Below are 25,772 nucleotides of genomic sequence, written 5' to 3'. Positions count from 1 at the left end.
TTTTTAATGTTTTGCTAGAGGCAAATAGCCCAAAGCAAATAGCTATTTAAACAATTGCCATGATATCGCTTTCACGCATCATTAAATAATCTTTTCCTTCTAATTTTAGTTCTGTTCCACCATATTTACCATACAAAACAGTATCACCAACTTTTACAGTTAAAGGTTCGTCTTTTGTTCCATTTCCAATAGCAACAATTGTTCCTTTTTGTGGCTTTTCTTTTGCATTATCAGGAATAATTAATCCAGATGCTGTTTTTGTTTCTGCAGGAGCTGGTTCTACAAGAACTCTGTCTGCTAAAGGTTTTATGTTTAATCCCATTTTATATGAATTTTAATTAATTGCTTTTTTATAGTTTGAATTAGTCAGAAATTATGCCAATTGAATTCAACTGACAAATTTACGAACTAACCGTTTTTTAACTTAAAATAGTTGTATAAAAAAATGCCAACGTGTCATTTTCGTTGGCATTTTTTTATAGTGTTTTTTAGAAAACTACTGGATACTGTCGTTTCCGGTATTTGTTGGAGTTTCAGTTGGAGTAGTAGCTTCTATTCCATCTAAAGTGTTGTCTAATTGATTTGAATCGCTTCCATTTCCTCTAGGAATTGCAAAGTTTGCTAATAAAATTAATGCAAACATAGCAATTGCTAATGTCCATGTTGTATTGTCTAAAAATTTGTTTGTGTTTTGAACACCTCCTAAAGATTGTGAACCGCCACCACCAAAAGAAGAAGATAGTCCGCCACCTTTAGGGTTTTGAACCATTACTATTAAGATTAGTGCAATTGCAACAATTATGATTAAAATTAAGATTAAACCGTAAGTTGTCATTTATTTTGAGTTTTGTAAAATTTGTATTCGTTTAATTTGGTCTGCAAAGAAACCACTTTTTTCTGGATATTTCAAACTTAAAATTTCATAAGCTTTTATAGCGTTTCCATACTTTTTTTGTTCAAGATAAACTTTAGCTAAAGTTTCTGTCATTAAAAGGCTTGGTTGCTCATTTTTATCGACTTTTATTTCAGAAATAGTGCCTTTTTTAACTCTTGATATTTTTGGGCTATTTTGGATAAATTTTTCTATAATTGAAATTTTATCTTCTGTTTTAGGTTTTTCTGGAGTTCTTATTATTGGTTTTTTAACAGATAGTTGTAACCATTGATTAAAAGAATGAGATTCGTTTTGTGTAAATGAGAATGGTTTTCCTATTGATAATTCTTCTTCTATATTTAGAACTTCTTGTGGTATTTCTTCTGCTAATTGTTGGTGAAGTATTGCTTCTTTGGTTGATTTTTCTTCCTCTTCAAAAATAGTTGAAGTAATAAAATCGAATAAAACAGTTCTATCTGTTGTGTAAGCTGCTGTAATTTTAAGTTCATTATTGTATTTAAAACTTTTATGGTTGTTTAAAGCTTTTAAATACAAAGATCTTGCACTTTGAAAATAGGGGAATTCATCAATAACCTTTTTTAATTCAGTAGTTTCTTCTTGCTGAATTAAATGTGGGTTACTTAGAATTTGTATGTATTTATCTTTATTCATTTTACTTCTAGAATCTTACCATTTTGCAACAGAAGCATTAAAAATATCTTGCGTAATTCGCTCAATAATTTCTTCTAATGCAGTTTCTAAAACACCTCCAATTAATTGTTGCTGTGCTCCGTAATCAGAATAAAAAGAAAAACTTCTTTCAAAATCATCTTTCTCTTCAAGCTTGTTTGTAAATCGAACATTTACGGTAACTGTTAATCTATTTTGAGATGCAGTTTGATCTGCATTTGCACTCATTGGTGTTATTCTGTAACCTGTAATTTCACCTTGTAAAACTAAGTCGCCATTTGGGCCTAAAGTTAAGTTGGTTTGTCTTGTAAATAAATCTTGTAAATCGTTCGTAAACTTTTGGCTTAATGTTGGCTCTACTAAAGAAGCTTGATTTGGGAAAAAATCTATTTGAATAGTTTTTGCGTCACCAGTATTTCCACCTGTAAAAGAATAAGCACCACAACCTACAATTGTAATTGCAACTATAAATAAAAAACCAATTTGACGTAATTTCATAATTAATATGTGTTAGGTTTTTTCATGGTAATAAAAGCATAAAAATAACGACTTTCAACAGTAAAAGAAGCAGACACTAACCTGTAACCTTTGTAGTGTTTTTCATTGATTAAATCTTCTGCTTCAGTTTTAATTGTTTCTGAACTGTTTGGGGAAAAAGATTTTCTTATTTTAAAAATTTCTACAGCTTTCATGTATTAAAGTTTTATAAATCGTATTGTTTAATTTTTCTGTACAAGGTTCTTTCTGAAATACCGAGCTCTTTTGCAGCCAATTTACGTTTATTTTTGTTTTTTTCTAATGATTTTCTAATCATTTCAACTTCTTTGTCTTGTAATGATAAGCTTTCGTCTTCTTCTACGGTTTCTGCAAAATCGTAATTATTTTCAACTGAGTTTTGTGGTAGCTGTACAACTTCTACTTTGTGTTGCGGAGCAGGTTTTTCTTCGTAAATACGTTCAATTAATCGGCTATTTTCTTCTTGTACCTCTTCGGAATTACCGTGTTGCATTAAATCTAAAGTTAATTTCTTTAAATCGTTAATGTCGTTACGCATATCAAACAAAATTTTGTACATAATATCGCGTTCAGTAGAAAAATCGTTTGCAGCTGTTCCACCAATAACAGCAGGTAAATTACCATTGTTATTTGGTAAATAGTGCACCATTTTATCCGCAGTTATTTGTCTGCTTTCTTCTACAACAGAAATTTGTTCTGCTATATTTTTTAGCTGACGAATATTTCCTGGAAAACGGTAATTTAATAACATTTTTACTGAATTATCATCCAATCGAATAGTTGGCATTCTGTATTTCTGTGCAAAGTCTGATGCAAACTTTCTGAACAATAAATGAATATCTTCACCACGTTCTCTTAACGCCGGTAAGTTTATTTCAATAGTGCTTAACCTGTAGTATAAATCTTCTCTAAACTTCTCTTTTGCAATAGCTTGTTGCATATTTACGTTGGTTGCTGCAACAATACGAACATTGGTTTTTTGTACCTGAGAAGAACCAACTTTTATAAATTCGCCATTTTCTAAAACACGTAATAAACGCACTTGTGTTGTAAGTGGTAATTCTCCAACTTCATCTAAAAAAATAGTTCCGCCATCGGCAACTTCAAAATATCCTTTTCTGGTTGCAGTTGCTCCTGTAAAAGCTCCTTTTTCGTGCCCGAAAAGTTCACTGTCTATCGTTCCTTCTGGAATTGCACCACAATTTACGGCAATATATTTTGCGTGTTTTCTGTGTGATAATTGATGTATTATTCTCGGAATATTCTCTTTACCAACACCGCTTTCTCCAGTAACTAAAACAGAAATATCTGTAGGCGCTACTCGTAATGCTTTTTCTATTGCGCGATTAAGCTGCACATCGTTACCGATAATGCCAAAACGTTGTTTTATTGCTTGTAGGTTTTCCATATCTTTCTTTAGAATAGAGAAAAAAGAATAGAGAGAAAAGAAATTGACTTATGTCTTGTCTCTTGCTTCTCGTTTCTAAAAATTAATTATTATCAGAATATCCAACAACAGTTCCTTTTAAGGTTGCTGAAGTACAATCTTCTACTTTTACCATTACATAATCACCTAATTTATAGTTTCCTTTTTCAAAAACAGCAACAGTATTTTGGGTGTTTCTTGCTTTCCATTGGTTTGGATCTTTTTTAGAAGTTCCTTCAATTAAAAACTCTTCAATCTTTCCTAAATGTTGTTGTGTTCTATATAAAGCATGTTCTTGTTGTAAGTCGATTAATTCTTGTAAACGACGTTTTTTAACTGGTTCAGGTACATCATCTACCATTTTTTTGGCAGCTAAAGTTCCTGGTCTTTCAGAATAGGTGAACATAAAACCGAAATCGTATTTTACATATTTTAACAATTCTAAAGTATCTTGATGATCTTGTTCTGTTTCTCCACAAAAACCAACAATCATATCTTGAGAAAGCGACATTTCTGGAACAATTTTAAAGATATTGTCTACCAATTCCATGTATTCTTCACGTGTATGTTGTCTGTTCATGGCTTTTAACATTGCGTTAGAACCACTTTGAACAGGTAAGTGTAAATATTTACAAACATTTTTATGTTTAGCCATTACATGTATTACGTCCAAGCTCATATCCTGCGGATTAGAAGTTGAAAAACGAAAACGTGTTTTTGGGAATTCTGTAGCGCACATATCTAACAATTCTGCAAATTCTACAGCTGTTTCTTGTGCTAATTCAGAAGCTTTTTTAAAATCTTTTTTTAATCCGCCGCCATACCATAAATAAGAATCTACGTTTTGACCAAGTAGTGTAATTTCCTTGAAGTTTTTATCAACCATAGATTGAATTTCTTCAATAATACTTTTTGGGTCACGACTTCTTTCTCGTCCACGAGTAAATGGAACTACGCAAAATGTACACATATTATCGCAACCACGAGTTATGGAAACAAATGCAGAAACTCCGTTAGAATTTAAACGAACTGGAGAAACATCTCCATAAGTTTCATCTTTAGAAAGTATCACATTTACAGCATCTCTACCAGCTTCAATTTCCTCTAAAAGGTTTGGAATGTCTCTATACGCGTCTGGACCAACTACTAAATCAACTATTTTTTCCTCTTCTAAAAACTTTTCTTTTAAACGTTCTGCCATACAGCCTAAAACACCAACTTTCATGTTTTTGTTAGACTCTTTTTTTACTCTATTGTATTTTTGTAAACGTTTTCTTACGGTGGTTTCGGCTTTTTCTCTAATTGAACACGTATTTACCAAAACTAAATCGGCTTCTTCTAAAATTTGAGTAGTGTTAAAACCTTGGTCAGAAAGAATAGAAGCAACAATTTCACTGTCGTTCATATTCATTTGACAACCGTAACTTTCTATAAAAAGTTTTTTAGTGTTTCCGTCTTTATGTTCAGTAGTAAGTGCTTTACCCTGCACTCTTTCGTCAATTACTTTTTCAATCGGTTCCATGTGTACTTTATTCGTGTAAAATAGAAGGCAAATATACAACCAAAATATAAGGATTGTGACAAATTGGCAGAATATTAACGTGTATTTTTCCATTAAAAACACCTTAAAATGGAATAAAAAATTTGTTTTTAAAAAAAACGTTCTACTTTTGCAAACTCATTACATCATATATATAAGGTGTAAGTTATTGATAATTGAAAAGATTTATGGCAAAGAATTTAGTTATAGTAGAGTCACCAGCAAAAGCAAAAACCATTGAAAAATTTCTTGGGAAAGATTTTCAAGTAGAGTCTAGTTATGGTCATATTGCAGATTTACCTTCTAAAGAATTAGGTATTGATGTAGATGGCGATTTTAGTCCAAAATATATAGTTTCTGACGATAAGAAACCAGTTGTTAAGAAGTTAAAAACTTTAGCGAAGAAAGCAGAAACTGTTTGGTTAGCAAGTGATGAGGATCGAGAAGGAGAAGCAATTGCATGGCACTTAAAAGAACAATTAGCGCTTAAAGATGAAAATACAAAACGTATTGTTTTTCATGAAATTACTAAAAATGCCATTTTAAAAGCAGTCGAAAATCCAAGAGATATAGACTATAATATGGTAAATGCACAACAAGCACGTAGAGTTTTAGATAGACTTGTTGGGTATGAGTTATCACCAGTTTTATGGCGTAAAGTTAAAGGAGGTTTATCTGCAGGTAGAGTTCAATCTGTTGCTGTACGTTTAATAGTAGAAAGAGAAAGAAGTATTCAGGAGTTTACTTCTGAAACACATTATAAAGTAGTTGCAGAATTTTCGAACAATGAAGGAAAGAAATTTAAAGCTGCTATTCCTAAAAATTTCGATTCTAAAAAATCAGCAGAAACTTTTTTAAAGTCTTGTGCTAATGCAGATTTTTCTATTGCGGATTTAACAAAAAAGCCAGCAAAAAAATCACCAGCAGCACCATTTACAACATCAACTTTACAGCAAGAAGCATCAAGAAAATTAGGTTTTCCTGTTGCTAAAACAATGCAAGTTGCACAACGTTTATATGAAGCTGGTTTAATTACGTATATGAGAACAGATAGTGTAAACTTATCTGTAGATGCAAGAAATGCTGCTGAAGAAGAAATTACCAATTATTACGGAAAAGAATATAGTAAACAACGTGTTTTTAAGTCGAAAGCAAAAGGTGCTCAAGAAGCGCATGAGGCGATTAGACCTACAAATATGAAAATGCATGCTATTGATACTGAATATGATCAAACTAGATTATATGATTTAATTTGGAAAAGAACATTAGCTTCTCAAATGAGTGATGCGCAATTAGAAAGAACCAATTTTAAGATTGAAAATTCTGAAAACGCAAAAATCTTTACTGCAAACGGAGAAATGATAAAGTTTGATGGTTTCCTTAAAGTATATTTAGAAGGAAATGATAATGAAGATGAAGAGCAAGCAGGAATGTTACCTAACTTAAAGGTTGGAGAAGCTTTAAATTATACGTTTATAAACGCAACGCAAAGATTTACAAGTCCACCTTACCGTTTTACAGAAGCTTCTTTAGTAAAGCAATTGGAAGAATTAGGTATTGGACGTCCGTCTACGTATGCACCAACAATTTCTACTGTACAAAGAAGAGGTTATGTAGAAAAAGGAGAAGATGAAGGTTTAGAAAGAGGTTACGAGCAGATGATTTTAACTGCTGGAACTGTTAAGAGTCAAACTTTAACGGAGAAAACAGGTTCTAATAAAAATAAATTAGTACCAACCGATATTGGGAATATTGTAAACGACTTTTTAGTTGCTAATTTCTCTAATATTTTAGATTTCGGATTTACAGCTAAAGTAGAAAATTCTTTTGATGATATTTCTGAAGGTGATGAAGATTGGATAGAAATGATTAAAGGTTTCTATACTAAATTTCATGAAACTGTAGAAGATGTTAAAGAAAATGCAGACAGAGAAAGCGGAGAACGTATTTTAGGAAAACATCCAGAATCAGGAAAAACTGTTTTAGTACGTTTGGGTAAATTTGGGCCAATTGCACAAATTGGAGCGCCAGAAGATGAAGAGAAAGTATTTGCTAGTTTAAATAAAGATCAAAATTTAGGAACCATAACAATGGAAGAAGCTTTAGAGTTATTCTTGCTTCCAAAAACATTAGGTTCTTATGAAGGTGAAGAGGTAATTGTTTCTAACGGTCGTTTTGGACCTTATATCCGTTTCGGAACTATGTTTGTTTCTCTTGATAAGGGAGAAAACCCTATGGAAGTAGATTTACCAAGAGCACAAGAATTAATTGTTGCAAAACAAAAAGCAGATGCACCAATTTATCATTACGAAGATTTACCTGTACAAAAAGGTGTTGGACGTTTTGGGCCATTTATAAAATGGAACTCAATGTTTATCAACGTTAATAAAAAATACGATTTCGATAATCTTTCTGATGATGATATTGTTGAATTAATTGAGGTTAAAAAACAAAAAGAAATCGACAAGGTAATCCATAATTGGGAAGATGTTGGTATACGTGTAGAAAAAGCAAGATGGGGAAGATTCAACGTTTTAAAAGGTAAAATTAAGATTGAATTGCCAAAAACCACTGAAATAGAAAAACTTTCTAAAGAAGAGGCGGTAAAAATGATTGAAGCTAAGACACCGAAAAAGAAAGCTAGAAAGAAAGCACCAGCTAAAAAAACAGCAAAAAAGAAATAAGTTAATGATTGCAGATTTTTTATCACCTGTAAAAGACACTGTTATTGCGCATCTTGTGTTGCAATCAGATCAGGCTTTGGGGAATACTATTACTATTCATTCTCAACAAGATGGTTTTCCAGAATTAGACGATGTTAAAATCGCCATTTTTGGAGTGCAAGAAGATAGAAATGCAGTAGATAATATTGGATGTGGTGAAAATTTGCATCATATTAGAAAACAGTTGTATCAATTGTTTCCAGGAAAATGGAATGCAGTTATTGCAGATTTAGGGAATGTTCAAAAAGGAAATACTGTAAAAGACACTTATTTTGCGGTTAGAGAAATTATTTCTCATTTGTTGAAAAATGATATAATACCAGTTATCATTGGAGGTAGTCAAGATTTAACTTTTGCAAATTATAGAGCATATGATGTTTTGGAGCAAACGGTAAATTTAGTTTCTGTTGATAGTCGTTTTGATATTGGTACACTTGAAGATGAGTTAACATCAACCTCTTTTTTAAGTAAAATTATTATGCGACAGCCTAATAATTTGTTCAATTATAGTAATATCGGTTATCAAACATATTTTAATTCACAAGAAGAATTAGAATTATTAGAAAACATGTTTTTTGATGCATATCGTTTGGGTAAGGTTAAAGATATAACTTTAGTTGAACCAATAATGAGAGATGCAGATATTGTTTCAATAGATATTGGCAGTATTCGCCAAAGTGAAGCTCCGGCTAATAATAATGCATCACCCAATGGTTTTTATGGTGAAGAGATTTGTGCAATAGCGCGTTATGCAGGAATAAGTGATAAAGTAACATCATTTGGAGTTTATGAGTATAATTCTAAGCATGATGCTAACTTTCAAACAGCGCATTTAATAGCGCAGATGATTTGGTATTTTATTGAGGGCGTAAACTTTAGAGCAAAAGATTATCCGTATTCAACCAAAGAAAGTTATCAGAAATTTACGGTTCTATTAGAAGATGACGATCCAATAAACTTTTACAAAAGCGATAAAAGTGGTCGTTGGTGGATGGAAATAAATTTAATTACAAATAATAAATACAAAAGACATGCGTTAATACCATGTACATATCAAGATTATAAAGAAGCAATAGCTCAAAAAATTCCTGATAGATGGTTTAAAGCTCTGAAAAAAATATAAAAGACTAACAGAAAACGTTGTTTTTTAGTTAAAAAAATAATAGGTTTACAGACTTTTTTGAAAAGATATAGAAGTAATATGAAGAAAATCGCAGTATTTGCAGTACTAATAGCATTTATTTACAGTTGTGGCTCTAATGATAGAGGAGAACTTGTAGGTGTTAAATCTAAAAGAAAATGGTTTGCAGAAAAGCCTTTAGGGATGACTTTAATTCCAGGAGGATCTTTTACTATGGGTAAGCAAGATGAAGACCCATTAGCAACTATGAATGCTCCAACTAGAACAGTTACGGTTCAACCATATTATATGGATGAAACTGAAATAACAAATAGTGAATATAAACAATTTGTTTATTGGGTTAGAGATTCTATTACTAGAACTAAGTTAGCTTATCAAGCAGAGTTTGCCGTTGGAGGAGACTCTGGTGTAGAAGGAGATGATGCTGCAGGTATACAACGTTATGCTTTTGCATCCGCAGACACAACAAACCAAACCGCTTATCAAAAATACATGATAGAAAACTATTATGATTTAGGCGAAGGTTTAGATTCTTTAAAACCATTAAATTGGGAAGAAGAATTACTTTGGGACAAAAATGAATATCCAGATGCAGATTATGTTGAGGTTATGGATTCATTATACATTAAAAGAGACGAAGCTTTAAATGGAGTTAGAACTTTTAATACAAAGTATTTAGAATATCGTTTTTCTTGGTTTGATAATGAAGAAGCTGCACGTAAAGGAAAAAGTAGAAAAAACTTCTTAAAGCATGAAGCTGTAAATGTTTTTCCAGATACTACAGTTTGGATAAAAGATTTCAATTATTCATATAATGATCCAATGCACCAAGAGTACTTCGCGCATCAAGCTTATGAAGAGTATCCAGTTGTGGGTGTAACTTGGGATCAAGCAAGAGCATTTTGTAATTGGAGAACAAAAATTAAAAATGCTTACCAAAGTTCAAGAAAAAAATTAGGAAGTGTACCAGGCTTTAGATTACCAACAGAAGCAGAATGGGAATATGCTGCACGTGGAGGTTTAAAATACGCAAAGTATCCTTGGGGAGGTCCAAGTACTACGAGCGACCAAGGTTGTTTCTTAGCAAACTTTAAACCTGTAAGAGGAGACTACGCAGCAGATGGAGCTTTATATACAGTAGAAGCAAAATCATACAACGCAAATGAATACGGTTTGTATAATATGTCTGGAAATGTAGCAGAATGGACTGCAACAGGTTACAATCAAATGTCTTACTACATGGGTTCTACTATGAATCCAAATGTAGAAAATAGAGAAAATAAAAAGAAAATAATTCGTGGAGGTTCATGGAAAGATGTAGCTTATTTCTTAGAAGTAGGTTCTCGTGATTGGGAATATGCTGATACAGCAAGAAGTTACATTGGTTTTAGAACTGTTCAAGATTATCTTGGAACTAAAAAGAATTAAATTTAATAATCAAACTTTAACATTTTTAAACCCTTAATTAAAAGAAAAAAATTATGGCACAATCAAAATCAACTAAGAAATTATTTAACATGGCTTACGGTATCGGAGCTGCAGTAGTAATTTTAGGAGCATTATTTAAAATTTTACACTGGCCTTATGGTAACGAAGTATTAATGGTAGGTATGATCGTAGAAGCAATTGTATTCTTTATATCAGCTTTTGAACCAGTTGAAGACGATTTAGATTGGACCAAAGTATATCCAGAATTAGCAGGAGCTGAAAGTTTATCTTTAAGTGGAGATTCTTCTCCAGCTGATGCACAAAGTTTATTATCTCAAAAATTAGATAATATGCTTTCTGAAGCAAAATTAGACGCAGGTTTAATGTCTCGTTTAGGAGATGGAATTAAGAACTTTGAAAATGCTGCACAAGGATTAACTTCTGCATCAGAAACTGTTTCTTCAACAAATAAATATAACGAGCAAATGTCTTTAGCTGCGGTTAAGATGGAGCAATTAAATAGTTTATATGTAAACCAAGTTGAATCTGCTCAAAAGCAATCAGATTTAAATTCTGAAATGGTAGCAAATGCATCTCGTTTACAAGAGCAAATGGATTCTTTAGCAACTAACTTATCTTCATTAAATGGAGTGTATGGTGGTATGTTATCTGCAATGTCTAAATAATAATTAATTAGTTCAACTAATTTTAACTAAAAAAAACTAATTAATATGGCAGGCGGAAATTTATCTCCAAGGCAGAAAATGATTAACTTAATGTATCTTGTGTTTATTGCAATGTTAGCAATGAATATGAGTAAAGAAGTTCTTTCTGCTTTTGGATTAATGAATAAAAAAATAGCAGACTCTAATGTTAGAGCTGAAAAGAGCAATGCAGCTTCTTATGATGCGTTAAAATTGAAAGCTTCTGAACAAGCTAAACAATATGGTGATGCTAAAAGAAAGACAGATAGTATAAGAACTATGTCTGATGATCTATATAATTATTTAGAAGGATTAAAAGGACAAATGACTTCAGATGTAGAAGATAAATCTGCTTATGAGGAAATGGATAAGCCAGACTTTTTAGATGAGTACTTCTTTCAAGGAGGAAAAACTTCACCTAACGGTCAAGAATTTTTATCTAAAGTTAACAACTATCGAAATGAAACAGTTAAGATCTTAGGAAAAAGAGAATTAGCTAGTGTAGTATCTTCTCGTTTTGAAACTACTGATGTTACAGATAGTGAAGGAGTAACAAAAAACTGGTTAAGTTATAACTTTGAAGGTTTTCCTTTAATAGCTTCTGTAACTAAGTTAACTCAGATGCAAGCAGATATTAAAGCTACGGAAGCCGATGCATTATCTGCATTATTAACGCAAGAGTTATCTGCTGCAGTTTCTATGACCAACTACGATGCAATGGTGGTTTTTGATAAGAATGCATATTACGCAGGAGAAAAATTATCTGGAAAAATTGTTTTAGGTAAGAACGATCCAAATTTAACAGCAGAAAGAGTGGTGTTAAACGGTAAAGATGTTGAAAAATCTAAAATTCAGGCAGGTCAAGTTATTTTAGACGGACCAACAGGAGGAGTAGGAGATCATGATATAAAAGGAGAATTTATGTTTAGAGAAGGAGATTCTCTAGTTAAAATTCCAATTAAAGGTTCTTATGCAGTAATTCCAAAACCTAATGAAGCGGTAATTTCTGCGGATAAAATGAATGTAGTTTATAAAGGGTTAACAAACCCAATGACTATTTCTATACCTGGAATTCCTTCAAATAAAGTATCTGCTTCTGCGCCAGGTTTAACTAAAGGTTCAGGAAGTAAGTATAACATGCGTCCAACAGGAGCAGGAGGTTCTGATGTTTCAATTAGAGTTTCTGGAAAATTACCAGACGGAACACCTGTAAGCTCAAATAAAAAGTTTAGAATAAAAGATATACCAGCAGCAATGGGTATGGTTCGTGGTCAATTTGGTGTTGTTAGAATGCCAAAAAGCAGTGCAACAAGAATACAAGTTGCAGCAGGTTTACCAGATTTTTTATTCGATTTAAAATTACAAGTATTAAGTTTTAAAGTTAAAGTTCCTGGACAATTAACTGTTACGGTTAATGGTTCTGGATTAAACGCAAAAGCAGCAAGTTTAATAAACAAAGCTAGAAGAGGAGATCAAGTAACGTTTTATGATATTAAGGCGAAAGTTAGTAACTCTTCATACCAACTTAAAAAAGTACTACCTGTAATTGTTGAAATTACTAATTAATAGATAAAATTTAAAAGTATGAATTGGAAACGTTTTTATATGATTTTAGTGTTAGTAACTACCGTAGGTGTTACAAATGCACAATCTAATCTCTTAAATGCAAAAAAAGCAGGTGAGATTGGAGTAAAATCTGAAGAGCAAAAAGCAGTAGACAAAGATAAACCATTGCCTTACGGTTATATAGCCGATAGAGATGTTTTATGGTCTAAGGTTGTTTGGGAGTATGTAGATTTAAGCCAAAAAATTAATTTACCGTACTATTTTCCAATCGATACTTTAAATGCACCATCAAATCGTCGTTCATTATTCGACACGCTTTTAAAAGGAGTAAAATCAGGACAACTTACAGAAGTGTATACAGATTCTTATTTTACTTCAAAGGTGAATATTGATGAGTTAGATCAATTGTTAGTAAACTCACGTCAAAATGGAGATTACGTAGATAATTATGAAATAAAATCTGAGTTAATCGAAGGGTATATGTTAAAAGGAATGTGGTATTTTGATAAACGTCAAGGTGAGTTAAAATATCGTTTATTGGCAATTGCGCCAATGGGTCCAGATGTTCAATCTTTAGGAGTTGAAGAAATTGATGATTCAGAAAATGTTTACGAACTTTTTTGGGTATTTTATCCAGAAGCAAGAGATTTGTTACATAAAGCTAAAGTTTTTAATCCAAAGAATTCATCGCAACCAATATCGTACGACAACTTGTTAAATGCGCGTAGATTTAATGCAACTATTGTAAAAGAAGAAAACATTTACGGTAATAGAGGTATTAAAGATTACGTTCGCGGAAACTCTTTATTTCAACTGTTAGAAGCAGACAAAATTAAAGATGGTATTCGTAATAGAGAAATGGATATGTGGAATTACTAGACAAAAAAATGTCATTCCTGCGCAGGCAGGAAACTAAAAGCGCTCTTTTTAAAGAGCGCTTTTTTTATTTGTAGCTATTTCCTGCTTTCCGTTATATCTTTTATTCATACTTCATAAAAGGATACCACTTCAATCAGGGCTAAACTATCAATTAACTTAGCTCCAACTCCAAAAACAATCCGTATTTTTGAAATGTGAAAGTAGATTATATAATAGTTGGTTTAGGACTTGCAGGTTTAGCATTTGCAGAAGAATTAGTAGAAAATAACAAAAGCTTTATCGTTTTTGAAGATAGTTCACAAACATCTTCTTTAGTTGCAGGTGGAGTTTATAATCCGGTTATTTTAAAAAGATTTACACCTGTTTGGAACGCAAAAGAACAATTAGCAGTTGCGCTTCCTTTTTACAAGCAACTAGAAGCTAAATTCAATACAAAGTTTGATCAAAAATTTACAACCAAAAAAGTTTTTAAATCAATAGAAGACCAAAATAATTGGTTTGAAGCTTCCGATAAACCAAAGCTTGTAGATTATATAGATCCTAATTTAGATACCAAAAGTTACAACGGAGTATTAGCAGATTTTTCATTTGGAAACGTAAAAGAAACTGGAAGAATAGATACTAAAAAACTAGTTGAAACCTATAGGAATTATCTAGAAAGTGAAAATGCTATTAGATTCGAGAAGTTTGAACATCAACAAATAAAATTTCAAGAAAACACAGTTAAATACGAAGAAATAGAAGCAAACAATATTGTTTTTTGTGAAGGTTTTGGAGTTACTGAAAATCCGTTTTTTAATAAGTTACCTTTAAACGAAGCAAAAGGTGAGCTTATTACCATTCATGCGCCAGAATTAGATATTGATTTCTTATTAAAATCAACATTATTTGTACTTCCTTTAGGAGATAATATTTACAAAGTAGGTGCAACTTTTAATTGGACAGATAAAACATCTAATCCTTCTGAAGAAGGAAAAAAAGAACTTGTAGAAAAGTTAGAAAAGGTAATTAACGTTCCCTATAAAATTATTGAGCAAACAGCAGGGATAAGACCAACGGTAGCAGGAAGAAGACCTTTAGTTGGTGTACATCCAACATATAAAAAATTGGTTGTTTTAAATGGTTTAGGAACTCGTGGAGTTATGATTGCACCAACAGTTGCAAAACAATTGTATAATCACTTAGAAAATGGTGCAGACTTAGACCAGGAAATCGATATTATAAGGTTTATCAAAAAGTTGAAAGCTTAAAAAAACTTATTTTTTCTTTTTGTAATGTACAAAAATATTTATCCAAATAATTCTAGAAAGACGTAAGCAAAAAGGTGTAAGTAGTATTGATACTATTATTATTGCAATAAAACTTTCTAAAATTGTAAGCCCTAAAAGTACTTTAGCAATAATAAATACAGCTACAAAAGTTGCTACGGATAAACCATAGTTTACATACATTGCTCCATAATAAAAAGAAGGCTCTAGCATATATTTTTGGTTGCAAACTTCACAATTATCGTAAATTTTAAGAATTTTTGAAGGTTTAATTGTAAAAGGATACTTAAAGAATTTACCTTCATGGCAATGTGGACATTTACCTGTAAAAATACTGTAGAGTTTTGTTCCTTTTTTAAACATCTTGCGTTATAATTTATATACTTTTGCAAAGGTAATTTTTTTATCCATTTAATTAAGTAACATTTATTACATTCTATGCTTAACGTACACAATTTAACGGTTTCTTTTATGGGAACTGATTTGTTTTCTGGTATCACTTTTAAATTAAATAAAGGTGATAGAATTGGTCTTATTGGTAAAAACGGAGCAGGGAAATCTACTTTATTAAAAGTGTTGTCTAAAGATATTGAGTCTAGTGGAGGTTCAATGGCTTTTGATAAGGATATTAATATGGGTTTTTTACGTCAAGATATTGACTTTGTAGAAGGAAGAACAATATTGGAAGAAGCGTACCAAGCCTTTGAAGAAATTAAAGAAATAGAAGCAAAGCTAGATGAAATTAACGAGCAATTAGCTACAAGAACCGATTACGAAAGTGAAGAGTATTCTCAATTAATTGTAGATCTAACAGAATTTACAGAGCGTTACGAACTACTTGGTGGTTATAATTACCAAGGAGATACTGAGAAAATATTACAAGGTTTAGGTTTTCAAAGAGAAGATTTTGATAAACTAACAGATACTTTTTCTGGAGGTTGGAGAATGCGAATAGAATTAGCAAAATTACTACTTCAAAATAATGATATTTTATTGTTGGATGAGCCAACAAACCACTTGGATATTGAATCTATTATTTGGTTAGAGAACTTCTTAAAGTCGTATTCTGGTGCAATTGTATTGGTTTCTCACGATAAAATGTTTTTAGATAATGTAACAAATAGAACTATAGAAATTTCTTTAGGTCAGATTTATGATTACAAAAAACCATATTCACAATTCTTATTATTAAGAGCTGAAATAAAAGAAAAGCAGCTTCAAGCACAGAAAAATCAAGAAAAAGAAATAAAGCAAAAACAGCATTTAATTAATAAATTTAAAGCTAAAGCAAGTAAAGCTTCTATGGCACAATCTTTAATGAAACAACTTGATAAAGTTGAATTAATTGAAGTTGACCAAGATGATAATCAAGCCATGAATGTTCGTTTTAATATATCTAAAGAGCCTGGTAAAATTATTGTTGAAGCAGAAAACCTTAGTAAAAGTTATGGAGATAAACATGTTTTAGAAGGTGTAGATTTATTAATTGAACGTAATAGTAAAATTGCCTTTGTTGGTCAAAACGGGCAAGGAAAATCTACATTAGCAAAAATGATGGTTGGAGAAATTCCTTTTGAAGGACATTTAAAACTAGGTCATAATGTAGAAGTTGGATATTTTGCTCAGAATCAATCAGAACATTTGCCACCAGAAAAAACGGTGTTGCAAATTATGGAAGATGCAGCTACAGATACAAACAGAATGCGTGTTAGAGACATGTTAGGTTCGTTCTTATTTGGAGGAGATGCAGTAGATAAAAAAGCAAAAGTACTTTCTGGAGGAGAAAGAAATAGACTTGCCTTGTGTAAATTATTATTACAGCCATTTAATGTATTAATAATGGATGAGCCAACAAACCACTTGGATATTGCCTCTAAAACTGTATTAAAAGAAGCATTAAATAATTTTAATGGAACGTTAATTGTTGTTTCTCACGATAGAGATTTTTTACAAGGATTAACCACAACAGTTTATGGTTTTAAAGACAAAGAGATTAAAGAATATTTAGGTGATATAGATTATTTTTTAGAACAACATAAAATTGAAAATCTTCGCGAAGCAGAAAAAAGAACCGTTGTAAAAGTTGAAAAAACACCTGCTAAAAAAGAGGCACATCAATTATCTAGAGATCAAGAAAAAGCATTAAAAAAGTTAAAGAATAAACTTAATAAAATTGAAACTGAAATTGCCGATTTAGAAAAGGAAATTAGCAAGATTGATTTGCAATTAGCAGAAAACTATGATGAAGTTTCTTCGAAGCCTAATTTCTTTGAAAACTATAAAGCCAAAAAGAAAAAAGTAGAAGATTTAATGACAGCATGGGAAACAGTAGAGGAACAAGTTACTAATTTTTAGTCTTTAAAGATTTACCAACAAGGTAAACATAATAAAAGTCTATAATAAAAGTAATAAAGCCAATATACATTATTGAGTCTATTTTGCCACCTAGACGGTTAATTCCAAGAACACCAACAAGAATTGTAATAGCTAAAGTTCCTATACATTTAGCAGATGCAATTAATAAAGACTGTCCTTCTAAATTACTTCTTTTATAAAACAATCTAATAAATAGAATAGACATTAATAAGTTAATCCAAAAGCCAGCATAAACGGCACCTTGAATTAATCCTAATTTATAACCAATATAATGTTGAAGGCAAAAAGATAGTAGCAAAATTGAAATTGAGTATAGGTAAAACGTTTTTTTATCTTTCCCTAATTCTTTATTTCCATACTTAAAATAAGTGTATAGAATAAGCATATCTAATAAAGTCCAAACAATATTTATTTTTGTAGAAATATGAAAACCTGCAAAAAGATATCCTTGTATTGTGTTGTAAACTTCCCAAGAAAAATTAAGAGACAATGCTAAAAAAGGCATTGCATACGTTTTATCTTTTAAGCCTTTTCTAGCAACAGCTATATAAGTTATAGACCAAAAAGCACCACAAATAATTAACAAGATTAACTTTAAATTCATAGGTTTTCTTTTTTTGTTACCTTTTTGGCTAATTTATTAAAATAAACCAATTTATTTGGTTTATTGAATTGATAAATATAATTTTAAAAAGCATTCAAATAAATAATGATTTCTTTCTTGTTTTAAATTATTTTTATAATTTTAAGCCAAAGTTACTATTATTATAAAGTTAAATTTTATTAAAAAATAAACGTTTTTTATAGGTTTTCGTTATTATAAATACAAAATCAAACACTATTTTTGCAATTATCTAACCTTTTGGTAAAGATAGAAATCTAACTGAATAAATTTATAAATCCAGTTTTTGGAAAATACTAATATGAATATTTTTAAAGAAGGAATTACAACCCAAAATCAACAAATTAATCTTTCTATTCTAGAAGAAAAAGGAGTGGAGTTATTTGTAAAAAGAGAGGACGCAATACACCCTTTTGTTTCGGGTAATAAATTCAGAAAATTAAAATATAACCTTCAAGAAGCACAAAAATTAAAGAAAAAAATATTATTAACTTTTGGAGGAGCTTTTTCTAATCATATTGTAGCAACAGCTGTTGCAGGTAAGAAAAGTGGTTTTAAAACAATTGGTGTTATTCGTGGAGAAGAGTTAGGTCTTAATATAAAGGAAACTTTAAAAAACAATGCAACTTTAAGAGAGGCACATGAAAATGGAATGCATTTTCAGTTTGTTCCTAGAGATGTTTATCGTCAAAAAACATCGTTTGGTTTTATTGAAAAGTTAAAAAACAGATGGGGAGATTTTTACCTTATTCCTGAAGGAGGAACAAATTGCTTAGCTGTAGATGGTTGCCAAGAAATTTTAACAGAAGAAGATAGTCAGTTCAATTATATTTGTAGTGCAGTTGGTACTGGAGGAACAATTGCAGGGTTAGTAAATTCAGCAAAAAAGAACCAAAAAATATTGGGTTTTCCTGCTTTAAAAGCCTATTCTTTAGCTGATGATATTAAAAAGTATACAACTAGAAATGATAATTGGAAATTGCAAAAGAAATATCATTTTGGTGGATATGGAAAATATAATGAAGAATTAATTAGCTTTATTAATCAATTTAAAGAGGAAACATCAATTCCATTAGATCCAGTTTATACAGGTAAAATGCTATTTGGAGTTTTAGATTTAGTAGGTAAAGATTACTTTGAAAAAGGAAGTAAAATTTTAGTGATTCATACTGGAGGTTTACAAGGAATTGACGGAGTTAACGCGCAATTAAAAACAAAGAATAAAGAGTTAATATTGGTTTAATGAAGTTAAAGTATTTAATAATAATTGTTCTATCAACTTTAGCGTTTACAAGCTGTGGTTCTAAAAAAAAGGTTGTTCAACCAACAAAGCCAGTTGTTGTAATTGTTGAGGAAACACCTGAAGAACAGCCAAATGTTAATCAAGAAGAACATGTGGAAGAGATTATTAAAGCGAATCCTAATTTAAACAGATATACTTTACAATACATTAATAAATTTGCACCAATTGCTGTTTCAGAAATGCATGCGCATAAAGTTCCTGCAAGTATTACATTAGCACAAGGAATTTTAGAATCTGGAAATGGACGTAGCGATTTAGCAACGCGATCTAACAATCACTTTGGAATAAAATGTCACAGAGGTTGGCAAGGTCAAAAAGTATTGCATGACGATGATGAAAAAGGAGAATGTTTTAGAAAATACCAACACCCAGATACTTCTTTTAAAGATCATTCACTTTTTTTGGCAGGTAGAAAAAGATATGCAAGTTTATTTACTTTAGATCCTAAAGATTATAAACGTTGGGCAAAAGGATTGAGAAAAGCTGGTTATGCTACCGATCGTAAGTATCCAAGTAAATTAATAAGTATTATTGAAAGGTATAAATTGTACGAATTCGATTATGCTAAGCCACAAAATAACCATACAATTGTTGAAGATAATCCTGAAATTGTGAAAGAAGAACCTAACATTGTAATAGAAAATACTGTTGGTAATTATTATCAAGTTGTAAAAGGAGATACACTATATTCAATTTCTAGAAAGTACAATACTACTGTTGAGAAGTTAAAAGAAATTAACGGACTAACAAGTAACGAAATTAGTATTGGCCAGCATTTATTGTTAAACTAAAAAGTTCGCAGAGATTTCTAACAATCTCCACGAACCCACTAACTAAATCAACCAAACTTTTTTACCAAGTATAACTTTTCTTTTTTGCTTGTTTTTTAATAGCATTAATCATCACGCTATTTAGCTCATCTTTATTGGTTTTTTCTTGCTGTTTTTTAGTAACAAAAACTCTACGTTTTTTATCTAATTCCTTAATTTCTTTTTGAATTTTAGCACGCTCTTCACTTTTGGATTTTACATATTTTTTAATTTCTGAAGTAGATTTCCCTTGCAATTCTTTAGGTAATTGCGTCTTTTTTATCTTGTTGTAATTAAAATCAGCTTCTTTTTCAGCATCTACTAAATCCCAGTTTTTATTATTATACAAGCGAGAACTTTTACTAACCGCACGTTTTACAACTACAACTTCGTCTAATGTTTCAGCATTCATATCTTGCGTGTATTGGCTTGCAAATTTAGAAGCACCCTTATTGCCATAATAAACGTAAGTTTTGTTTAAACGCTTGTTTAAGATGATAATTTCATCATCATAAGGAGTTACAACGTGTACAATTTTTTTATTGTGGTTTATCGTCATGTAATCTCCATTTCCATGCGTAGCTCCATCTTGCCACATTCCTGAAACTCCAGTTCTGTAATCTCCACAAAAAATAGTATTTACCACAACGTCATTTTCTTTTGCATTGGTAATTGCGTCTTTATAAAACACATTTCCTTGCGTAAAAGGTTCGTTACCAGCAATAAAAATCATTTTTAAATCACCTTTATTTTTGCCCCATTCTAACTCGTTTATTGAAGTCTGAATAACTTTACCACAATACTCACTTCCGCCGTTTGTAGTTAAAGAAAACAAGCGCTCTGAGATTTCATCTAAATCCGTGCTAAAGTGTAAAACCTTTCTTATGAAACCACTTTCTGAAGATATTCTGTCGTTTCCATATTCATACAAAGCAATTTCTAAATTAGGCTTATCGTTGCCACATTTTGCATACGAAAGTTCGTTTACAATTTCCCATAATTGTGCTTTTGCTTGGTTTATTAATCCGCTCATGCTTCCGCTTGTATCGAGTAATAAAGCAACTTTAATGGTGTTTTTTTTCTTCGGATGTTTCTCTGAAGCATTTGCGTTTCCGCAAGAAATTAATCCTAAGAAAAGGAATGAAAGGACGAACGTTTTTACTGATGTTTTCATAATATTTTGTTTTAAATGATACAATTAATTGAGTTTGGTTTGTGGTATTATTTAATTTCAAACTTTACATAAAAAGTTGCTGTTATTTTTATTTTTTGAAATTGAACAGCGCTTCTTTTTTTGTAAGATTGCTCTTCTATTTCATAAGAAGAAATTTTGTTTATCGAACGATTTGAATGGTTTGCTAACACATAATTTTGTTGCTGTTTGTTAGTAAGATCATTTATAACAATAGGTTTTCCTGTTTTTTCACCAATGGCAGTTAATAAATCATCTGCTTTCAATTTTGCCTGTTTAATTGCTTTTATTCTAATTTCTCTCCTTATTTCTTCAATTTTAGAATGTGTTGCTCTGTTTATGTATGCGTTTGTGATTTTTAGTTTTTCAATAGCTTCGAACACTTTTTTTAGTTGAAGAGCGCCGTTTACTTTTAATTCATAATTAGCTTTAGATAGCACATTTTTTCTCCACCAACCAGTTTTAACAATCACAGCGTTTATGTCTCCAATTGAAAGATTTTCAATTGGAATACCTGCATTTTTGAGCGCTGTTTTTAATTCGCTTTCTTGTTGTTCAATTGTTATTTTCTTTCCCTTTTCCATTCGTTCCTCTAAACAGATATCGATGTAAATTTCATCTGGAACAATTTCTTTTTCCGCTTTTCCGGTAACTTCTATGTATGGCTTTTCAAAAGGCTTTACAGTTTGCGCTATTAATGAAGTTGAAATAATAAGTGTTATAATAAATGCAATTTTTTTCATAATGTTTGTTGTTTGATGGTATAAAACTACTGCCAACTTTCTTCTTAAAAAAACCAGAATGAGTGAAGTGTACTTTTGAATGAGTGAACGAGAATAAGAATTGAGTAAACATGGTTTTTTAGCCATTTTATCAACTATATATTAGGTTTTGTGGTTTTTTTGGTTGGTTTTTTGTGATTAAGTTTACCAAGAAATTAAAACAAATTATTATGAAATATCAATTATCTATTCCGAAACCATGTCACGAAAACTGGGCTAAAATGAGTCCTGTTCAAAAAGGAAAATTTTGTAAAAGTTGTAATAAAGAAGTGGTAGATTTTACAAAACTTACAGATGCTAAAATAACACGTATAGTTTCAGAAAGTAAAAATTTATGCGGTCGTTTTAAAAACTCTCAATTAGAAAGAGAAATCGAAACTCCACAAAATAAAAGTTTATCTAAAGTAGCTGCAAGTTTCGCATTAATGTCTATGATTTCTACTGCTGAGCCAATATTGTCTCAAGATAAAGTAAATAAGGTTGAAAGTCATCATTTTAAAAAAGTAGATCCAACTATTGAGGCTGTTTTTGTAGATAAAGAAGTTAAGACAGATAGTATTTCAATAAAAGGAAAAATTAGTGATGTTACAGGTCCTTTACCTGGAGCAACAATTATGTTAAAAGGAACAACAATTGGAGCAGAAACAGATTTTGATGGAAATTTTTCTATAGAAATACCCAATAAAAAAAGAAAGTCTCATATCTTAGTTATTTCTTATGTAGGTTTTATGACTCAAGAAATTGATATTTTATCAATTAAAAAGCCACTTGTAATTCTAATGGAAGAAGATGATAGTATTTTAGGGGAAGTTGTAACTGTAGGAATGATTGCTGTTGCAGAAAAACCTAATTTTTTTCAAAGATGTTTAAATATTTTTAGAAGTAAAGAGAATAAAAGATACTAATGAACAAACAAATTAACATACTTTTTATATTCCTTTTTGGAGTTGTTTTTTCTGTGTTTTCACAAGAGAATGAAGCAGTTTCAAATCCAAAATCCTTTATAGTTAAAGTAAGGGTAGTAGATAAAGAATATAATAATGCCATAAAAGATGCCGAGGTTCAGGTAAATGGTTTTGTTACTTCATTTGCCGATTTTAATGGAGTTTATAAAGTGAAAGCTAATGTAAATGATGAGTTAATAGTTAGTCATCCTGATTTTGATACGGTTCATTACACGATAAAATCAGATGAAGATGTTAAGATTTTGGTTGAAGGTTTTCCTCGGAAAAGAAAATCTAAATATGTATCAAAGTCCAGCGTAGTAAATCAAACTCATTTTTTAGATTCAGCTAATTTCTACAAGAAAAAAGACATTGATAAAAGTTTATCTTTTATAACGGAAGCATTAAAAAATAACGCGTCAAAAGACAATAATTCAGTAGCGTATAAAACATTAGGAGATGTATATTCTTATTGGAAACAATACGATTTAGCAATAGAAAACTATACTATTTCACTTCGTTTAACTGATAAGGTAGATACGCGTTTACAGTTGGCTAAAAACAAGTTTTTATTTAAAAAATATAATGATAGCGAGCAAAATTATAAAACACTTTTAAGTAATAAGTTGACTAGTTATCAGGTAATTGTGGTAAATGAAGGTTTAGGAGATGTCTATTTGGCGCAGCAGAAATTTAACCTTGCAAAAACACATTATCAAACAGCGTTAAATGTTGCTAAGAAAAATTTAGTAACACCAAAAATTACGGACTTAAATTCAAAATTAGCGGAAGTTTCTGCAAATCTTGGTAATGCAATAGAGGCAGAAACGTTGTTTAAAAACTCTTTAGATTTAGCGTCTAAAGAAAACAAAAAACGTTCTTTAAAAGAGCAAGAAAGAGTAGCAGATTATTACAATAAATCTAGTAGATATGACGATGAAATTAAACTCCGTCAACAAACGTTAGAGGAAGCTGAAGAGATTGAAGATTTAGAGTTGGAGACTCCAATTGCTATAAATAAAGACTCAATAAACACGCAAAAAATAAACTATAAAATTGGGAATGCTTATTTGTTAAAAGAAGAATATCCTAAGGCAATTAGTTATTTTAAAAAGAGTAAAAGCGAGGCAAAAAAAGAAGGCGATTTTGAAGTTGAAAAAGATGCAACACGTAGAATTTCTGAAGCTTTTGCAACCGTTGGAAACGATGCAGAAGCATTAAAAAATTACAAAGAATATGTAAAGTTGGTAGATGAAGATTATGTGAGAAAGCAACAGGAGATTCAACAAACAAAACGTTTTTCTAAGAAAATTTCTGACAATCAAAATAGGATTTCAAGCCTCGAAAAAGACAAGGAATTAAATAATAGCAAAATTAGTTTAGCGTATAAAGATCAGCAGCTTACGCAAGAAAGTAATAAACGACAACAATACATAATTTACTCTTTAATTGCAGGTTTTTTATTGATGAGTTTGTTAGCGTATTTTATGTTTAGAACCACAAAACAACAAAAATTAGCTAACAATTTGTTGGCATTAAAATCGATGCGTTCTCAAATGAATCCGCATTTTATTTTTAATGCTTTAAACTCAGTAAACAGTTTTATTGCGGTAAATGACGAGCGAAATGCAAACCGATATTTATCTGAATTTTCAGTTTTAATGCGTTCGGTTTTAGAAAATTCTGACGAAGATTTTATACCGTTTACAAAAGAAATTGAATTGTTAGAATTGTATGTGAAATTAGAGCATAATAGATTTAAAGATAAGTTCGATTATCAAATAAACGTAGCTAAAAATATTGATTTAGACCAATTTTCTATTCCGCCAATGTTATTGCAACCGTATATTGAAAATGCTATTTGGCATGGTTTGCGTTACCGAAAAGAAAAAGGAAACTTATCCATTTCTATAATTCAAAAAGATGCTGAAACGCTTCAGGTTTCAATTGAAGATAATGGTATTGGAAGAAAGCAATCGCAGGCATTGAAAACTAAAAATCAGTTGAAGCAAAAATCGAAAGGAATGAGTACAATTAAAAATAGAATTGCCATTTTAAACGATATGTACAAAGAAAAAATTTCTGTAACAATTACTGATGTTTCAGCAGACGGAAGCGGAACAAAAGTGGACGTTTTTTTAAAGAAATAAAAGAAGTAAGCAAACAAGTTTAGCCCTGATTGAAGTGATATCCTTTTTTTATTTTTCATAAAAAAAGATATAACGGAAAGCAGGAAATAGCTTCAAAAAATTAAACATGAAACTAAAAGCAATAATTGTAGAAGACGAACAAATAAGCAGAGATATTCTCCGTAATTATTTAGGTAAATACTGCCCAAATGTAACATTGTTGGGTGAAGCAAGTAACATAGAAGATGCGTATAAGTTAATTCAAAAACACGAACTTGATTTAGTTTTTCTAGACGTAGAAATGCCGTTTGGTAATGCGTTCGATTTGTTAGAAAAAGTAGCAGACAGAACCTTTGAAACAGTTTTTGTAACCGCTTATGATCATTATGCAATTGAAGCCTTAAACAACCATGCAAGTTATTATTTGCTAAAACCAATTTCTATAGATGAGCTTATTAAAGCTGTAAATATTGTCACAGAAATTAAAGAAAAAGAGAATCAATTACAGCATCAAGTTTTAACACCAACTACAAATTCAGCTTCAGGAAAAATTACAATTCCACAACAAGACGGCTTTGAAGTTTTAGATATAAACGATATTGTTTTTTGTAAAGCAGATGATAATTATACCGAAATTCATTTAGCAAATTCCAAAAAGTTGGTCAGTAAAACGCTGAAGTATTTCGAAGATATTTTAAAAGAATACACCTTTGCAAGAATACATAAATCGTATTTGGTAAACGTAAATGCAATTACTAAATACAAAAAAGGAAAGGGTGGAAGTGTAATAGTTTCTAACGGAAAAGAAATTTTGGTTTCTGCCTCAAAAAAAGCTAATTTGTTATCTTATTTTAAATAGT

General features: G+C 30.7%; 24 protein-coding genes. 13 read left to right on the top strand and 11 right to left on the bottom strand.

From position 1 onward, the window contains the following. Nucleotides 1–46: 46 nt before the first annotated feature. From LPB136_RS07565 to miaB, 7 genes are all read right to left on the bottom strand, one after another. On the bottom strand, nt 47–322 hold the full coding sequence (locus LPB136_RS07565; RefSeq protein ID WP_072555598.1) for a co-chaperone GroES: 276 nt from the start codon (nt 320–322) through the stop codon (nt 47–49). 174 nt (nt 323–496) lie between these two features. After that, complete coding sequence (gene secG, locus LPB136_RS07560; RefSeq protein ID WP_072555596.1) at nt 497–835, bottom strand: preprotein translocase subunit SecG; 339 nt, start codon at nt 833–835, stop codon at nt 497–499. Then, nucleotides 836–1,546, bottom strand: coding sequence for a hypothetical protein (locus LPB136_RS07555; RefSeq protein ID WP_072555594.1), 711 nt, complete (start codon nt 1,544–1,546; stop codon nt 836–838). Between the two features lie 15 nt (nt 1,547–1,561). Continuing rightward, a complete protein-coding gene (locus LPB136_RS07550) occupies nt 1,562–2,062 on the bottom strand; it encodes an LptE family protein (RefSeq protein ID WP_072555592.1) in 501 nt (166 codons plus the stop codon). 2 nt (nt 2,063–2,064) lie between these two features. Beyond that, nucleotides 2,065–2,256: a hypothetical protein gene (locus LPB136_RS07545; protein WP_072555591.1), complete on the bottom strand. Its 192-nt coding sequence runs from the start codon at nt 2,254–2,256 to the stop codon at nt 2,065–2,067. Nucleotides 2,257–2,267: 11 nt separating this feature from the next. Further along, a complete protein-coding gene (locus LPB136_RS07540; protein WP_072555589.1) occupies nt 2,268–3,488 on the bottom strand; it encodes a sigma-54 interaction domain-containing protein in 1,221 nt (406 codons plus the stop codon). An 82-nt stretch (nt 3,489–3,570) separates the two neighbouring features. After that, nucleotides 3,571–5,028 (bottom strand): tRNA (N6-isopentenyl adenosine(37)-C2)-methylthiotransferase MiaB, encoded by a 1,458-nt coding sequence (gene miaB, locus LPB136_RS07535; RefSeq protein ID WP_072555587.1) that lies wholly within the window; start codon nt 5,026–5,028, stop codon nt 3,571–3,573. A gap of 206 nt (nt 5,029–5,234) precedes the next feature. Here miaB and topA point away from each other — a divergent pair, with 206 nt between their 5' ends. The 7 genes from topA to LPB136_RS07500 all read left to right on the top strand — a co-directional run bounded on the left by topA (nt 5,235) and on the right by LPB136_RS07500 (nt 14,737). After that, nucleotides 5,235–7,730: a type I DNA topoisomerase gene (gene topA / locus LPB136_RS07530; RefSeq protein WP_072555585.1), complete on the top strand. Its 2,496-nt coding sequence runs from the start codon at nt 5,235–5,237 to the stop codon at nt 7,728–7,730. A 4-nt stretch (nt 7,731–7,734) separates the two neighbouring features. Next, the gene (locus LPB136_RS07525; RefSeq protein ID WP_072556949.1) at nt 7,735–8,892 is read left to right on the top strand and encodes a formimidoylglutamase; all 1,158 of its coding nucleotides are present in this window, start codon (nt 7,735–7,737) and stop codon (nt 8,890–8,892) included. 78 nt (nt 8,893–8,970) lie between these two features. Continuing rightward, nucleotides 8,971–10,338: a T9SS ring complex lipoprotein PorK/GldK gene (porK, locus tag LPB136_RS07520; RefSeq protein WP_072555583.1), complete on the top strand. Its 1,368-nt coding sequence runs from the start codon at nt 8,971–8,973 to the stop codon at nt 10,336–10,338. 53 nt (nt 10,339–10,391) lie between these two features. Beyond that, on the top strand, nt 10,392–11,024 hold the full coding sequence (gene porL / locus LPB136_RS07515) for a type IX secretion system motor protein PorL/GldL (RefSeq protein ID WP_072555581.1): 633 nt from the start codon (nt 10,392–10,394) through the stop codon (nt 11,022–11,024). A gap of 45 nt (nt 11,025–11,069) precedes the next feature. Next, complete coding sequence (porM, locus tag LPB136_RS07510) at nt 11,070–12,608, top strand: type IX secretion system motor protein PorM/GldM (protein ID WP_072555579.1); 1,539 nt, start codon at nt 11,070–11,072, stop codon at nt 12,606–12,608. Nucleotides 12,609–12,626: 18 nt separating this feature from the next. Continuing rightward, nucleotides 12,627–13,487 (top strand): type IX secretion system ring subunit PorN/GldN, encoded by an 861-nt coding sequence (gene porN, locus LPB136_RS07505; protein WP_072555577.1) that lies wholly within the window; start codon nt 12,627–12,629, stop codon nt 13,485–13,487. Nucleotides 13,488–13,681: 194 nt separating this feature from the next. Next, the gene (locus LPB136_RS07500; protein ID WP_072555575.1) at nt 13,682–14,737 is read left to right on the top strand and encodes an NAD(P)/FAD-dependent oxidoreductase; all 1,056 of its coding nucleotides are present in this window, start codon (nt 13,682–13,684) and stop codon (nt 14,735–14,737) included. A 6-nt stretch (nt 14,738–14,743) separates the two neighbouring features. On the opposite strand, the gene LPB136_RS07495 is transcribed toward LPB136_RS07500, so the two are convergent. Continuing rightward, nucleotides 14,744–15,118, bottom strand: a complete 375-nt coding sequence (locus LPB136_RS07495; protein WP_072555573.1) for a DUF983 domain-containing protein — start codon at nt 15,116–15,118, stop codon at nt 14,744–14,746. A gap of 75 nt (nt 15,119–15,193) precedes the next feature. Here LPB136_RS07495 and LPB136_RS07490 point away from each other — a divergent pair, with 75 nt between their 5' ends. Beyond that, nucleotides 15,194–17,110 carry an ABC-F family ATP-binding cassette domain-containing protein gene (locus tag LPB136_RS07490; RefSeq protein WP_072555572.1) on the top strand — a complete coding sequence of 639 codons (1,917 nt, stop codon included), beginning with the start codon at nt 15,194–15,196 and terminating at the stop codon, nt 17,108–17,110. Here the strand turns inward: LPB136_RS07490 and LPB136_RS07485 are convergent. Then, complete coding sequence (locus LPB136_RS07485) at nt 17,100–17,735, bottom strand: transmembrane-type terpene cyclase (RefSeq protein ID WP_072555570.1); 636 nt, start codon at nt 17,733–17,735, stop codon at nt 17,100–17,102. The two genes, LPB136_RS07490 and LPB136_RS07485, sit on opposite strands and share 11 nt — an antisense overlap. A 319-nt stretch (nt 17,736–18,054) precedes the next feature. On the opposite strand from LPB136_RS07485, the gene LPB136_RS07480 reads away from it, so the two are divergent. Next, nucleotides 18,055–18,996 (top strand): 1-aminocyclopropane-1-carboxylate deaminase/D-cysteine desulfhydrase, encoded by a 942-nt coding sequence (locus tag LPB136_RS07480; RefSeq protein WP_158009619.1) that lies wholly within the window; start codon nt 18,055–18,057, stop codon nt 18,994–18,996. Further along, on the top strand, nt 18,996–19,847 hold the full coding sequence (locus LPB136_RS07475) for a glucosaminidase domain-containing protein (protein WP_072555568.1): 852 nt from the start codon (nt 18,996–18,998) through the stop codon (nt 19,845–19,847). Before LPB136_RS07480 ends, LPB136_RS07475 begins: the two co-directional genes overlap by 1 nt. Before the next feature lie 61 nt (nt 19,848–19,908). Here LPB136_RS07475 and LPB136_RS07470 read toward each other — a convergent pair whose 3' ends face one another. Both LPB136_RS07470 and LPB136_RS07465 read right to left on the bottom strand, forming a co-directional pair. Beyond that, nucleotides 19,909–21,039 carry a vWA domain-containing protein gene (locus LPB136_RS07470; RefSeq protein WP_083426201.1) on the bottom strand — a complete coding sequence of 377 codons (1,131 nt, stop codon included), beginning with the start codon at nt 21,037–21,039 and terminating at the stop codon, nt 19,909–19,911. Nucleotides 21,040–21,086: 47 nt separating this feature from the next. Next, nucleotides 21,087–21,800, bottom strand: coding sequence for an SIMPL domain-containing protein (locus tag LPB136_RS07465; protein WP_072555565.1), 714 nt, complete (start codon nt 21,798–21,800; stop codon nt 21,087–21,089). 209 nt (nt 21,801–22,009) lie between these two features. On the opposite strand from LPB136_RS07465, the gene LPB136_RS07460 reads away from it, so the two are divergent. The 3 genes from LPB136_RS07460 to LPB136_RS07450 all read left to right on the top strand — a co-directional run bounded on the left by LPB136_RS07460 (nt 22,010) and on the right by LPB136_RS07450 (nt 25,771). Beyond that, complete coding sequence (locus LPB136_RS07460; RefSeq protein WP_072555564.1) at nt 22,010–22,744, top strand: carboxypeptidase-like regulatory domain-containing protein; 735 nt, start codon at nt 22,010–22,012, stop codon at nt 22,742–22,744. After that, on the top strand, nt 22,744–24,933 hold the full coding sequence (locus tag LPB136_RS07455; protein ID WP_072555563.1) for a tetratricopeptide repeat-containing sensor histidine kinase: 2,190 nt from the start codon (nt 22,744–22,746) through the stop codon (nt 24,931–24,933). The genes LPB136_RS07460 and LPB136_RS07455 overlap by 1 nt, the downstream gene beginning before the upstream one ends. A 106-nt stretch (nt 24,934–25,039) precedes the next feature. Further along, nucleotides 25,040–25,771 (top strand): LytR/AlgR family response regulator transcription factor, encoded by a 732-nt coding sequence (locus LPB136_RS07450; RefSeq protein ID WP_072555562.1) that lies wholly within the window; start codon nt 25,040–25,042, stop codon nt 25,769–25,771. Nucleotide 25,772: the final 1 nt, after the last annotated feature.

The sequence above is a fragment of the Tenacibaculum todarodis genome (assembly GCF_001889045.1).
Classification (GTDB): Bacteria; Bacteroidota; Bacteroidia; order Flavobacteriales; family Flavobacteriaceae; genus Polaribacter; species Polaribacter todarodis.
This window is presented reverse-complemented; position numbering and strand designations above follow the sequence as displayed.

Excerpts from the sequence above, each read along its gene's own strand:
- LPB136_RS07565 (WP_072555598.1), bottom strand. The coding sequence starts at position 322 with ATGGGATTAAACATAAAACCTTTAGCAGACAGAGTTCTTGTAGAACCA.
- secG (WP_072555596.1), bottom strand. The coding sequence starts at position 835 with ATGACAACTTACGGTTTAATCTTAATTTTAATCATAATTGTTGCAATT.
- LPB136_RS07555 (WP_072555594.1), bottom strand. The coding sequence starts at position 1,546 with ATGAATAAAGATAAATACATACAAATTCTAAGTAACCCACATTTAATT.
- LPB136_RS07550 (WP_072555592.1), bottom strand. The coding sequence starts at position 2,062 with ATGAAATTACGTCAAATTGGTTTTTTATTTATAGTTGCAATTACAATT.
- LPB136_RS07545 (WP_072555591.1), bottom strand. The coding sequence starts at position 2,256 with ATGAAAGCTGTAGAAATTTTTAAAATAAGAAAATCTTTTTCCCCAAAC.
- LPB136_RS07540 (WP_072555589.1), bottom strand. The coding sequence starts at position 3,488 with ATGGAAAACCTACAAGCAATAAAACAACGTTTTGGCATTATCGGTAAC.
- miaB (WP_072555587.1), bottom strand. The coding sequence starts at position 5,028 with ATGGAACCGATTGAAAAAGTAATTGACGAAAGAGTGCAGGGTAAAGCA.
- topA (WP_072555585.1), top strand. The coding sequence starts at position 5,235 with ATGGCAAAGAATTTAGTTATAGTAGAGTCACCAGCAAAAGCAAAAACC.
- LPB136_RS07525 (WP_072556949.1), top strand. The coding sequence starts at position 7,735 with ATGATTGCAGATTTTTTATCACCTGTAAAAGACACTGTTATTGCGCAT.
- porK (WP_072555583.1), top strand. The coding sequence starts at position 8,971 with ATGAAGAAAATCGCAGTATTTGCAGTACTAATAGCATTTATTTACAGT.
- porL (WP_072555581.1), top strand. The coding sequence starts at position 10,392 with ATGGCACAATCAAAATCAACTAAGAAATTATTTAACATGGCTTACGGT.
- porM (WP_072555579.1), top strand. The coding sequence starts at position 11,070 with ATGGCAGGCGGAAATTTATCTCCAAGGCAGAAAATGATTAACTTAATG.
- porN (WP_072555577.1), top strand. The coding sequence starts at position 12,627 with ATGAATTGGAAACGTTTTTATATGATTTTAGTGTTAGTAACTACCGTA.
- LPB136_RS07495 (WP_072555573.1), bottom strand. The coding sequence starts at position 15,118 with ATGTTTAAAAAAGGAACAAAACTCTACAGTATTTTTACAGGTAAATGT.
- LPB136_RS07490 (WP_072555572.1), top strand. The coding sequence starts at position 15,194 with ATGCTTAACGTACACAATTTAACGGTTTCTTTTATGGGAACTGATTTG.
- LPB136_RS07485 (WP_072555570.1), bottom strand. The coding sequence starts at position 17,735 with ATGAATTTAAAGTTAATCTTGTTAATTATTTGTGGTGCTTTTTGGTCT.
- LPB136_RS07480 (WP_158009619.1), top strand. The coding sequence starts at position 18,055 with ATGAATATTTTTAAAGAAGGAATTACAACCCAAAATCAACAAATTAAT.
- LPB136_RS07475 (WP_072555568.1), top strand. The coding sequence starts at position 18,996 with ATGAAGTTAAAGTATTTAATAATAATTGTTCTATCAACTTTAGCGTTT.
- LPB136_RS07470 (WP_083426201.1), bottom strand. The coding sequence starts at position 21,039 with ATGAAAACATCAGTAAAAACGTTCGTCCTTTCATTCCTTTTCTTAGGA.
- LPB136_RS07465 (WP_072555565.1), bottom strand. The coding sequence starts at position 21,800 with ATGAAAAAAATTGCATTTATTATAACACTTATTATTTCAACTTCATTA.
- LPB136_RS07460 (WP_072555564.1), top strand. The coding sequence starts at position 22,010 with ATGAAATATCAATTATCTATTCCGAAACCATGTCACGAAAACTGGGCT.
- LPB136_RS07455 (WP_072555563.1), top strand. The coding sequence starts at position 22,744 with ATGAACAAACAAATTAACATACTTTTTATATTCCTTTTTGGAGTTGTT.
- LPB136_RS07450 (WP_072555562.1), top strand. The coding sequence starts at position 25,040 with ATGAAACTAAAAGCAATAATTGTAGAAGACGAACAAATAAGCAGAGAT.